8 protein-coding genes and 1 pseudogene are annotated in these 12,060 nt (G+C 41.8%); 6 read left to right on the forward strand and 3 right to left on the reverse strand.

All coding sequences use genetic code 11. The annotated features are described in order from the left end of the window. The first annotated feature begins 531 nt into the window (after positions 1–531). From V7K49_RS11810 to V7K49_RS11820, 3 genes and pseudogenes are all read left to right on the forward strand, one after another. Positions 532–2,757, forward strand: coding sequence for an EAL domain-containing protein (locus tag V7K49_RS11810; RefSeq protein ID WP_334867665.1), 2,226 nt, complete (start codon positions 532–534; stop codon positions 2,755–2,757). 738 nt (positions 2,758–3,495) lie between these two features. After that, positions 3,496–4,857, forward strand: a complete 1,362-nt coding sequence (gene ovoA / locus V7K49_RS11815; RefSeq protein WP_335205654.1) for a 5-histidylcysteine sulfoxide synthase — start codon at positions 3,496–3,498, stop codon at positions 4,855–4,857. A 2-nt stretch (positions 4,858–4,859) separates the two neighbouring features. Further along, positions 4,860–5,355, forward strand: a pseudogene (locus tag V7K49_RS11820) (DUF427 domain-containing protein). Between the two features lie 270 nt (positions 5,356–5,625). Here the strand turns inward: V7K49_RS11820 and V7K49_RS11825 are convergent. The 3 genes from V7K49_RS11825 to V7K49_RS11835 all read right to left on the reverse strand — a co-directional run bounded on the left by V7K49_RS11825 (position 5,626) and on the right by V7K49_RS11835 (position 8,022). Further along, on the reverse strand, positions 5,626–6,465 hold the full coding sequence (locus V7K49_RS11825; RefSeq protein WP_334867661.1) for a sterol desaturase family protein: 840 nt from the start codon (positions 6,463–6,465) through the stop codon (positions 5,626–5,628). A 252-nt stretch (positions 6,466–6,717) separates the two neighbouring features. Continuing rightward, positions 6,718–7,731: a ketol-acid reductoisomerase gene (gene ilvC / locus V7K49_RS11830; protein ID WP_334867720.1), complete on the reverse strand. Its 1,014-nt coding sequence runs from the start codon at positions 7,729–7,731 to the stop codon at positions 6,718–6,720. Between the two features lie 90 nt (positions 7,732–7,821). Then, positions 7,822–8,022, reverse strand: coding sequence for a hypothetical protein (locus V7K49_RS11835; RefSeq protein ID WP_334867725.1), 201 nt, complete (start codon positions 8,020–8,022; stop codon positions 7,822–7,824). Here V7K49_RS11835 and V7K49_RS11840 point away from each other — a divergent pair. From V7K49_RS11840 to V7K49_RS11850, 3 genes are all read left to right on the forward strand, one after another. Then, positions 7,949–8,875 carry a DUF4349 domain-containing protein gene (locus V7K49_RS11840; protein WP_334867659.1) on the forward strand — a complete coding sequence of 309 codons (927 nt, stop codon included), beginning with the start codon at positions 7,949–7,951 and terminating at the stop codon, positions 8,873–8,875. The genes V7K49_RS11835 and V7K49_RS11840 overlap by 74 nt on opposite strands. A gap of 234 nt (positions 8,876–9,109) precedes the next feature. Next, positions 9,110–10,471, forward strand: a complete 1,362-nt coding sequence (locus V7K49_RS11845; RefSeq protein WP_335205655.1) for an NAD(P)/FAD-dependent oxidoreductase — start codon at positions 9,110–9,112, stop codon at positions 10,469–10,471. Positions 10,472–10,725: 254 nt separating this feature from the next. Further along, complete coding sequence (locus V7K49_RS11850; RefSeq protein ID WP_335205656.1) at positions 10,726–11,961, forward strand: LL-diaminopimelate aminotransferase; 1,236 nt, start codon at positions 10,726–10,728, stop codon at positions 11,959–11,961. Positions 11,962–12,060 lie beyond the last annotated feature (99 nt).

The raw sequence follows: 12,060 nt of genomic DNA on the forward strand, positions 1-12,060 counted from the left end.
CAACCACCTCTCACCCCTTCATAATGATTATCATTATTTTTTAAATGTCAGCTTATAATTTTTTTTGAGTAATTTATTCCTTGGAAGTCCCTTATTGACTTGTTTGAGAGCTTTTGTTGTTTATTAAGCAATACGCTTGCTCTAATTCCCTCCTTAAAAAGGAGGGTTAGGGAGGATCAAGCCTTAACCTAAGCGCATTGGTTTATTGAGGTTAGATTCTTTTTTAATTAATATACTTACTCTTAATTAATCCAGCTAAAAGTTATTCCTATTCTGACTGATATTTGCCTTGATCTGGTAACTTAAATTGTTAATATAACTCCTGGTTAATTGCTGTATTGCATAAAATAGATCGGTAACTACTTAAGCATTTAGTATAACCTTATGGATGTGTTGGTGAGTTACCTGCTCAACTAAATTATTCAATTAATTAAACTCATCAAATCTTCATCTATTTGAAGTGTAGTTTATCTTTTAGATTAAAAATAGTGGGAATAATAAAAGAAATCGGATTGAGCAGATTAGTTAGTTATGAGCCAAATATGTGCTATCTCCAAAACCTGTGCTTGTCGCAATGTTGCACGCTGCCGGACTAAGGAGGCAGGCAGGCTCTTTCTCTGGTTCCCCGTTCCCCATACACTGAAAAAAGTCACCTCCTACCTACAGCAGTTTGCCCTGAAGTTTGAACTGATGCACAAGCGTCCAGGTCTGAGTTTGGACTGTAGACCGGGACAGTCACAAGAAATTGCCCGTAGCCTGGCCCAACTACTTGCACCGAGAGAATTAAAAGAGACGCAAGTCCTTTTCCTTCAAGGTGCTATCCAACCTCAACTCCACGATTTTAGTGACATAACCTCATTACAACGCTTCATTAAGTTCAACCAATCCGACTGGCTGGTTGAAATGCTGGCAACGGAACGATTCACCAGTTACTTCCAACCAATTGTCTCAATTAAGGATACATCGCAGATTTATGGATATGAATCACTCTTGCGGGGGCTGGATGAACAAGGCAATTTAGTGCTACCGGGACCAATTCTGGAGTTAGCAACTGAAGCTGGACTCTTACCACAACTCGACCGAGTTGCTCGCCTGAGCGCGATCGCTCAATTCAGCCGCCATCAAGTGAGCGGGCACATCTTCATCAATTTTGCACCAACGGCACTTTATGATCCAGCTTTTTGCCTACGTAGTACGGTAGAGGCAATTGATCAAGCAGGCATCTCCCATGAGCGCGTTATTTTTGAGGTCGTGGAGTCAGACAATCTTCAAGATTTAGACCATCTCAAGACAGTGCTCAAATACTACCGGGATGCTGGTTTTTTAATAGCCCTTGATGACCTCGGTTCTGGCTATTCCAGCCTAAACTTGCTGCATCAGTTACGTCCAGACTTTATTAAGTTGGACATAGAGTTAATTCAAGATGTGCATCAAAACCTTTACAAAGCTTCGATTACAGAGAAGCTTCTGGAGATTACTCAAAAGTTAAATATCCACAGCGTCGTTGAAGGGATTGAGTGCATTGAGGAACTGAACTGGCTGCGAGAACGAGGCGCAACTTTTGCTCAAGGCTATTTGATTGGTAAACCCAGTGAAGTGCCTGTCACTACAACTCCTCACTTTGATCCGATCGCGTTAACTGTAGCATCGGCAGATGGTAAGCAAGTTGAGCAGCATGTCCAACACCAAAGCGAGTCCGAGCGAATTGTCACAGCTGTGACGCAACGCATTCGACAATCGTTAGAGTTAGACGAGATTTTGCAAACCACAGCAGCCGAAGTGCGACAACTGTTTGAGGTAGACCGAGTGGTGATCTATCAGTTTGAGGCAGACTGGAGTGGTTTAGTCGCTGTAGAATCCTTAGCAGAAGGGTGTATGTCTATTCAGGGATACACCATAGACACGTGCTTTCAACCTAGCCGTGTAGCTTACTTTCAACAAGGTAACACCAGAGCGATCGAAGACATTGAATCTCCCGGACTATCACCGTGTCATGTTGAGTTCCTCCGAAGTATGCAAATCAGGGCATACCTTATCGTGCCCATTTTGCAGCAAGATGGTTTGTGGGGACTATTGATCGCTCACCAATGCCATCATGTCAGACAATGGCAGCAATCGGAGATTAACTTGTTTAACCAGTTAGCAGGTCAAGCTGCGATCGCTATTCAGCAATCAGAACTTTACCACCAATTACAACAAGCAAATCATGAATTACAGCGCCTTGCCTGTTCGGATGGTCTAACCCAAGTGGCAAATCGACGCTGCTTTGATGATACGTTCAACGCACAGTGGCAACGATTGGCACGAGAGCAAGCCTCGTTATCTTTGATTTTGTGCGATGTCGATTACTTTAAGCTTTACAACGATACGCATGGACATCTGGCAGGAGATGATGCACTCAGACAGGTTGCCAAGGCAATCTCTCAGACAGTTAAACACCCGGCTGATTTAGTTGCTCGTTATGGTGGAGAAGAGTTTGCAGTTATTTTACCAAATACTGATATCGAATCGGCCATTGCAGTTGCAAGAGATATTCAGAACAATGTTAGTGCGTTAAAAAAGCCTCATCCCCATTCTCAGGTCAGTCAATTCATTACGCTAAGTCTTGGTGTGGCAACCATCACTCCTCATAGCCAATTATCTCCCGCAACCTTAATTGCTACTGCTGATCAGGGACTCTACCAGGCAAAAGCACAAGGAAGAAATTGTGTGGTGCAGATGGATTGTGAGGAGGTTGACGCTAAATCTCTCCTTTAGCACCAGCCTCCATATACTCCAAATTTTTATCAATAACATTTAGTTATGCACAAACGATTTGTTAATCACTGCACGATTGATTTAACCTTAATTCCCGACAGGCCAAAGGACTTTCCATAACCACTTCCCCTAACGGGGATGAAAACGCTTTGGCTGACATCTTCACCGCTGCCTTCGGAGCTTTGCCTAACTACTTCCCCACACTTTTATTTAATTATTATCAATAAGTCTTCGGGTAATATAGCGCTTCTGATTTGCATGGAATACAGACCACTTGTAGGGAATATTGCTTCTGCGTGTTAACTTAAGCCAAAACACGAGAGAAAATTCTCGTTTCTAGCCTCTGGCTGGAAATGCATTAAAAGTGGCTCTGCCGCAAATTTAGGAGGCAAAGCCTCACAATAGCTATTCCCAGACTCTGGCTGGGAACGAGGAAAGCCTCTCTCCTTTTAGGAGAAAGGTGAGAGTGTATTGCATACAAACGAGAAGTGCTATGTTTCCACTCCAGAAAAATCATCTGAAACTCAGTTAAGATAAGTAATTGAACGCTAATTCATTATTGATATTATTCTGGCAAGCCGTAGTTTAAGTATTTTAAAATACATTCTTTGTCTATTTACAAATTGAGCAAATTGGCTGATCATGACGACACAAGAGAAAATGTGATAAACAACACTTATTTCTGTAATAAATTGTAGTTTATGTAATTTGTGCAGTTAATATCCTGTCAAAAATATCATGCCTTTAGTTTCAACGATAAATAAACTGACATCGACTCAAGTCCCCACACTGAATGATTGCAGTTCACAAAGCCTGCTCAACTACTTTCAAAATTCTTGGGAGCTTGAAGAAACACTCATGAAAAGTTTGGTCAGGGAAGAAACTTTTTATTTTAACCCTGATCCTTTAAGAAACCGTCTAATTTTTTATCTTGGTCACTCAGCTGTTTTTTTCATCAACAAGTTAATTAGAGTTGGTTTAATCAAAGCTCGAATTAATTCCCAATACGAAACCCTATTTGAAATCGGAGTTAATCCAGAAACACCGACAGAACTCGACGCAGCTATGCAAGGAGTTAGCTGGCCTGATGTAGAAAAAGTTTGGCAATATCGAGACAAGGCACGAGAAGCTATTACAAAGGTGATTCAAAATACTTCCCTGGATCTCCCGATTCATCAACAGCATCCCTTCTGGGCTTTGTTGATGGGAATAGAACATAGTCGCGTTCACTTTGAAACCTCTTCGATGCTGGTGCGTCAATTGCCTACTGATTGCCTAGAACGTCCCCAAGGCTGGAATTATGCACCTAGCAAGGGGAACATTCCCAACAATGAAATGCGCCGGGTTCCAGGTGGTGTGGTGAAACTAGGAAAACCCAAGGATGATCTTACATTCGGTTGGGATAGCGAATATGGCGATCGCACTGTTGAAGTAAAACCGTTTTTAGCTAGTCAATATCTAATCACTAATGGAGAATATCTAAAATTTGTTCAAGCTGGTGGTTACAACAATCCAGACTACTGGAATGCTGAATCTTGGGATTGGAAGCAACTCTACAATGCCCAACATCCCAAATTCTGGATACCTTTGCAGGATGGCTACCGCTATCGAGCCACATTCGACGAAATAGACTTACCCCTAGACTGGCCTGTGGAAGTCAATTACTACGAAGCGATCGCATTTTGTCGCTCTCAAGGCTCAGAAATCCGCTTGATGAGTGAAGCCGAATGGAATCAAGCTTTACTTACCTGTAAGGATAACCACTTATCAACTAACTCTAATCTCAACTTACAATTCATTTCCCCCAGCCCAGTGGGAATGTTCAAACCAGCTAATAGCGCTTGTGGGCTTTATGATCTCAGAGGAAATGTCTGGGAATGGTTAGGGGACACTTTCAACGCCCTACCAGGATTTGAACCTCACCCGCTTTACGAAGATCAAGCAGCACCCTTTTTTGATGGCAAACATCAGATGATGCTCGGCGGTTCTTGGGCTACTAATGGTTCAATGGCATCACCAACCTATCGCAACTGGTTTCGTCCCTACTTTTATCAACACGCTGGTTTTAGAATTGCTCAAGATTTGCAAGGAGATTATTGAGAATGAAACCAAATCCTATCCTACCACAACCCGGTCAAGAATCAGTTTGGGATTATCCCCGTCCGGCTCGTTTAGAAGATAGTAACAAATCAATTCGGGTGATTTGTAATGGTATTGTTTTAGCAGAAACAAGTAAAGCTAAAAGAGTCTTAGAAACTAGCCATCCTCCTGTTTATTACCTTCCTTCTGAAGACATTAAACTAGAATATCTGATAGAAACACCTAAAAAAACCTGGTGTGAATGGAAAGGTAAGTGTCAATATTATGATATTAAGCATCGGTGATAAGTATATAAATAACGCTGCTTGGCGATATTTGGAACCCACACCTGATTTTGTAACGATTCAAGAATATTATGCTTTTTACCCTAGTTTAATGGATGCTTGCTATGTAAATGATCAGCTAGTTATGTCTCAACCTGGTGATTTCTACGGGGGATGGATTACTGCTGATATTGTCGGGCCATTTAAAGGTAGTGCCGGAACAATGGGGTGGTAATTTATGAAACATAATTCAGAAGTCTGAATTAATTTGACAATCTTGCCTAATTAAGAAGTGTCAGATTCTAAGCTATAGGACTGATATTTGATTTTTGAAATACACGTAGGGTGCGTTAGCCAAAGGCTAACGCACCACCTCTGATTCTAAGTGCCGTACTCAAGGGCGATAACACAACGCCAGTCCGCTCAAGTCGGGAAACCCGCCCAAACGGCTGGCTCCCCTACATATACTTAGATTTTTTCACGCAATCAAATCGGATTGCTATACTTAATCCAAATTACTAGACGACTTCATAGTGATATGCTCCAAAGAAGCTACAGGAAAGATAATTCCTGGCTTCTTTGTAGGAAGATTTAGTGTATTGAATAACCTGTCCCAAAATCCTTGAATCCCATAGTTTCCCTTGAAACAACTGTGGTGAAGATCGTGAAAATCTGATGAGACAAAAAATATTGATAAGGAACTATGACCTTCTAGGTTGTAAGCATTGCCTATAATAGTCCAAGCACATAACTGGGTTATATCATACCCAAATATAAAAATAGGCAAAAGGTCTGTAATAGTAATAATAATATATTCAGTTAAACTCTTATGTCCAGCAACAAAACTTGATGAGTCGGCAAACTCATGATGTTTCAGATGTATTTTCTGCAAGAATTTTCTGTGAAGTAGCGAATGGGAAACGTAAAAACAGAAATCAGCAGCAATTATTCTCATCAAAAACCATCCAAAGTTTAAGAGCAAACTATTTCCTCTATTTACCTCTGGAGCTAAATAGAGGATAATTAAAGCTGCTATGAAACTTTTTACTTCTCCAGTAATAATGCCTTTAGCAGTAAAGGAAGGAAATGGTTGTTTTTTGACTTTCTTAACTCTGACAGTTAGTTTCTCTCTCAAATTATCATTGTTTTTAATTACCTTTTCGATTAAAAGACCAATGCTATAAAATGAGATAGAACCAACAAGCCAGTATAACAAAACCTGATTTATAAAGTTGAGTTCTAGATTGTATAATAGCCAATAAAATATTTGCTGAACAATTGTACAAGAAATCGCGATTTTTAGATAAAATTCAACCTCGAAACAGAAATTAAAAATTTTTTTCATCCCTGTGTCCTTGTAATAGGGCTTTAACCCTCTTGTTCTATGCAACCTTACAGCTAATTAGTATAAGTTACAGCTATTTATCTGAAAATAGCTGTAAGAGGATGTTTGAAAAGTATTATGCGAAATCAATCAAAGTCATCAAAGACCTAACCCCCTGACTCCCTTCCTGACGCAAGAAGGTGAAATTCAAAGCCTTTCGACCTTTCGGGGAGAGGAATGGAAGTAGGGTTTGGATAATTGTCTTTCTTTTGCTTAAGCTTTTTTCAACCAGCTAAACATAGCGCGTAAATCTTTGCCAACTTCCTCAATTTTGTGTTCAGCTTCTTTGCGACGCAAGGCGGTAAATCCTGGTTTACCAGCTTGGTTTTCCAGAACAAATTCCCGTGCAAATTGTCCAGATTGAATTTCGCTGAGAATCTTCTGCATTTCAGCTTTGGTTTGTTCGGTAACAATCCGCGGACCACGGGTATAATCGCCATATTCAGCCGTATTAGAAATACTGTCGCGCATTTTGGCTAAACCGCCTTCTACAACCAAGTCAACAATCAGCTTGACTTCATGCAGACATTCAAAATAAGCCAATTCTGGTTGATAACCAGCTTCTACTAAAGTTTCAAATCCGGCTTTGATTAAAGCACTCAAACCACCGCACAATACTGCTTGTTCGCCAAATAAATCAGTTTCGGTTTCTTCGCGGAAAGTAGTTTCGAGAACACCAGCGCGGCTACCACCGATACCTTTAGCGTATGCCATCGCGCGATCGCGTGCCTGACCACTGGCATCTTGATAAACTGCAAATAGCGCTGGTACACCTTCACCCTGTTCATAAGTCCGCCGGACTATATGCCCCGGCCCTTTGGGTGCTATCATCACCACATCTACGTTAGCTGGTGGTACAATTTGCCCAAAGTGAATATTGAAACCGTGGGCAAAGGCTAACACATTCCCTTCTTCTAAATTGGGTTCAATCTCGTTTTTGTAAATCGTTTTTTGGACTTCATCAGGTAACAAAATCATGATTAAGTCAGCAGCATTGGCAGCATCTGCAACATTCTTCACAGTTAACCCCGCTGCTTCAGCTTTTTCTACTGACTTACTACCCGGATATAATCCCACAATCACATTCAAACCACTATCTTTGAGATTGAGAGCGTGGGCATGACCTTGGGAACCATAGCCGATAATAGCAATAGTTTTTCCAGCCAAAAGGTCTAAATTGGCATCTTCGTCATAATACATCCGGGCCATAGAAGCATCTCCTGTCAGCAAGCGTCGTCATTAATTTACAGGCTTTTGATTGTACCCCAAATTGAGTACTACAGATGAACTATGAACCATTAACAATTCGTAATTACGTTATGCATGGGGATTTACTTTACCAAACTCAGCACTCTTGATCTCTGTTACATAAATCGCAACAATACAGGCTTTGAGTTTTATGTGGGCAATACTGGGGTTAACTTCATCCATCTGGGGGTAGATTATGTACGCTTCGACTAAATTACCGCACACATCTGCTTTATTTATAAGTGCGTTATTGGGAGGGATGATTTTCACCAGTTGCGCCTCTTCCGAACAGACGGCAAATAAGGCTGCACCTCAAATTGCAGCCAATGACGCGGTAAATCCAGCATCTGCACCTGCTCGTGAAAACAGTGTTTCCCAAAAGGCAGAAGCTGCACCAATAGCGCGTTCTCGTCCTCAACTCATCAAAAAGGCAGCAATCTCTTTGACTGTCAACTCTGTAGATCAGACTATTGATGCCATTTCGCAAATTATCAATCAACAGCAAGGAGATTTAATCGGGTTGAAACAACAACAACCCAAAAACGACAACCCGCGTTACACAGCAACAATACAATTGCGGATACCAGAGAATCAGCTAGAACCTACTCTAGAACAACTAGCTAAATTGGGCACTGTCGATAGTCGCAATATCACTGCCGAAGATGTGGGCGATCGCCTGGTGGATTTCCAAGCTAGATTAACCAATTTGCAGAAAACTGAAGCCAATTTGCAAAAGATTATGGATCGGGCGGGTTCTGTTAGAGATGTACTTAGTGTTGCCCAAGAACTGAGTAATGTCCGGCAAACAATAGAACAAATTGATGCCCAACTCAAAAGCCTACAAAATCAAGTTGCTTATTCCACTATTACCCTGAACCTAGAAGCAGCAGTTTCTAGCACCAGTCCCCAACCTGCTTTTGGTTTGCAAGTTCAGGAAACTTGGAACAACTCCACCCACTCTTTGAGTGCATTTTCCGTTGGCTTACTCAAGCTGAGTATTTGGTTAATTGTTTACAGTCCCTATTTGTTAATTTTTACTGCTCTTATTTATGGCTTTACTCGTTGGCGGCGAACTCATTCACTACGTTTAACACAAACACCAGAATCAACTAGTTCTGAGTGAACTTGCATAAATCATACATCTACCTTTGATAAATTTACATAAGTAAAAATTAATTCAAATATTGCCAAATCTTATTGTCTGAGCCTCCATCTTGAAAATTTCTGTTTATCCTGTTGTTTTGATTACTTTAATCTTCAATCAAATGTAAAAAACAATACAAAATGTATGATGACAATTTTGATACAAATTTGTTAAGAATAGTTACAATAGTCGGAACACAGGATAATATTTCTTATGGTAAATTCACTTGACAATAATCCACCTCATAAAGTAGTTATTGTTGGCGGTGGTTTTGGTGGACTGTATGCGGCAAAAACACTCGCCAAGGCAGCAGTAAACGTTACTCTGATTGATAAACGTAACTTTCATCTATTTCAACCCCTCCTATACCAAGTCGCTACGGGTGCTTTGTCTCCTGCTGATATTTCTTCACCGTTGCGTTCTGTACTCAGCAAGAGCAAGAATACCAAAGTGCTGCTAGGAGAGGTGAATAATATTGATCCAGAAGCAAAACAAGTGACTGTGGGCGACGAAGCAATAGCTTACGATACGTTAATTGTTGCCACAGGTGCGAAGCATTCCTACTTTGGCAAAGATAACTGGGAAGAATTCGCGCCCGGCTTGAAAACCGTAGAAGATGCCATAGAAATGCGTAGCCGGATTTTTACGGCCTTTGAAGCCGCAGAAAAAGAAACTGATCCAGAAAAACGCCGTGCCTGGTTAACCTTTGTAATTGTCGGTGGTGGCCCAACCGGTGTAGAATTGGCTGGCGCGATCGCAGAATTGGCAAATCAAACTCTCACAGAAGATTTCCGCAGCATCGACACATCGGAAGCCAAGATTTTGCTATTAGAAGGGCTGGATCGCATTCTGCCACCCTTTGCACCAGAGTTATCACAAGAAGCGGAAGCATCCCTGACGCGGTTGGGGGTAGTTGTCCAGACAAAAACACTAGTAACGAATATTGAAAATGATATTGTTACCCTCAAACAAGGCGATGAAGTTAAAGAGATTGCCTCAAAAACAGTATTATGGGCAGCAGGTGTGAAAGCTTCAGCAATGGGAAAAGTGCTAGCAGAACGCACAGATGCCGAATGCGATCGCGTTGGACGCGTTATTGTCGAACCTGACTTGAGTATTAAGGGACATCCCAATATTTTTGTAATTGGCGACTTAGCAAATTTTTCTCATCAAAATGGTAAACCCCTACCTGGTGTTGCACCTGTAGCAAAGCAACAAGGTGAATATGTAGCAGCGCTAGTCCAAAAGCGGCTTACAGGTAACAGTTTGTCACCCTTTGCTTATGTTGATCGGGGTAGTTTAGCGATGATTGGACACAATTCTGCTGTGGTAGATTTGGGCTTTATCAAGCTAAAAGGTTTCTTTGCATGGCTGTTTTGGCTATTGATTCACATCTACTTCTTAATTGAATTTAACAACAAATTAGTAGTAATGATTCAGTGGGCATGGAACTATTTCACCCGTAATCGCGGAGCAAGATTAATTACAGGTCAAGAATCACTCACGCAGTTCCAAATTGGCGATCGCAACAGTTATTACACATCAGAAAATAATAAACAGCCGATAAATATTTGATTATGGGGCACTGGGCACTTGTACTGAGCGAACGCAAGAGCGTCTCGTAGAGAAGCCGTTGGCGCAGCCTCTCATAGAGAAGTATTGGGCACTTGTACTGAACATCTCGACTTCGCTCGATGAAGCCGATGTCGCAGTATTGGGTTTAGTAGTCTCCCTTGTCCCCTTGTCTCCCCACTCCTAGCAACACAACAAAGTTATCGCCCTTATAAATTAGCAGTAAGCTGTTTGAGGGCGTTTTTGATAATCTACATATGGCAACTATTAACGACAACTACCTGAAGCTGAAAGCGGGTTATCTGTTTCCAGAAATTGCTCGGCGGGTGAATGCCTTTGCTGAAGCGAATCCTGATGCTAAGGTCATCCGGCTGGGCATTGGTGATGTTACCGAACCTCTGCCGGAGGCTTGCCGCACAGCTATGATTAAAGCTGTGGAAGAAATGGGCGATCGCAATACCTTCAAAGGCTACGGCCCAGAGCAAGGCTACGCTTGGTTACGAGAAAAAATTGCAACTCAAGATTTCCAAGCGCGGGGAGCCGAGATAGATGCCTCAGAAATCTTTATCTCCGACGGTTCCAAGTGCGACACGGGCAATATTCTAGAAATATTTGGTCATGACAACATAATTGCCGTTACTGACCCTGTTTATCCCGTGTATGTAGACACTAACGTTATGGTGGGAAATACTGGGGATGCCAACGACAAAGGCGAATTTGAGGGCTTAGTTTATCTGCCGATTACGGCTGAAAACAACTTCACCGCCGAAATTCCCTCAAAGAAAGTCGATTTAATTTATCTCTGCTTTCCTAATAACCCAACTGGCGCAACTGCTACCAAAGAATATCTCAAAGCATGGGTAGACTATGCCAAAGCTAATAACTCGATTATTTTCTTTGATGCAGCCTACGAAGTTTACATTACCGATCCATCGATTCCCCACTCAATTTATGAAATTGAAGGTGCAAGAGAAGTTGCGATCGAGTTTCGGTCTTTTTCTAAGAACGCAGGCTTTACAGGAACCCGTTGCGCGTTAACCGTTGTACCGAAGACACTCACAGGAAAAGCCGCCGATGGTTCCGACGTGGAACTATGGAAACTGTGGAATCGTCGCCAGTCCACCAAATTTAATGGCGTTCCTTACATCGTCCAACGGGGAGCCGAAGCGGTTTACTCTGAAGAAGGACAAGCACAAATCAAGGGATTGGTTAGTTTCTATCTAGAAAACGCCAAAATTGTCCGTGAGAAACTCACAACTGCCGGATTATCAGTTTATGGTGGCGTGAATGCACCTTATGTCTGGGTGAAAACGCCTAATGGTTTATCCAGTTGGGAATTCTTTGATAAGCTGCTGCAAACTGTCAACGTTGTCGGAACACCTGGTTCTGGCTTTGGTGCTGCGGGTGAAGGTTACTTCCGCATTTCGGCATTTAACAGTCGGGAGAATGTCGAAGAGGCGATGAAGCGGATTACCGAGAAGTTTAAGGTGTAAGGCATTTTTTGCATTAAGTCTGACTATCTTAGTTAAACTCAATCTGGAAGTCTCAAAGATTAGGGTGGACACTGCCCACCCTATTTGAGAATCAAGATA

The organism is Nostoc sp. (assembly GCF_036919675.1).
Classification (GTDB): Bacteria; Cyanobacteriota; Cyanobacteriia; order Cyanobacteriales; family Nostocaceae; genus Nostoc.

Coding starts and splice junctions, on each gene's coding strand:
- V7K49_RS11810 (WP_334867665.1), top strand. CDS start 532: ATGAGCCAAATATGTGCTATCTCCAAAACCTGTGCTTGTCGCAATGTT.
- ovoA (WP_335205654.1), top strand. CDS start 3,496: ATGCCTTTAGTTTCAACGATAAATAAACTGACATCGACTCAAGTCCCC.
- V7K49_RS11825 (WP_334867661.1), bottom strand. CDS start 6,465: ATGAAAAAAATTTTTAATTTCTGTTTCGAGGTTGAATTTTATCTAAAA.
- V7K49_RS11840 (WP_334867659.1), top strand. CDS start 7,949: ATGTACGCTTCGACTAAATTACCGCACACATCTGCTTTATTTATAAGT.
- V7K49_RS11845 (WP_335205655.1), top strand. CDS start 9,110: ATGGTAAATTCACTTGACAATAATCCACCTCATAAAGTAGTTATTGTT.
- V7K49_RS11850 (WP_335205656.1), top strand. CDS start 10,726: ATGGCAACTATTAACGACAACTACCTGAAGCTGAAAGCGGGTTATCTG.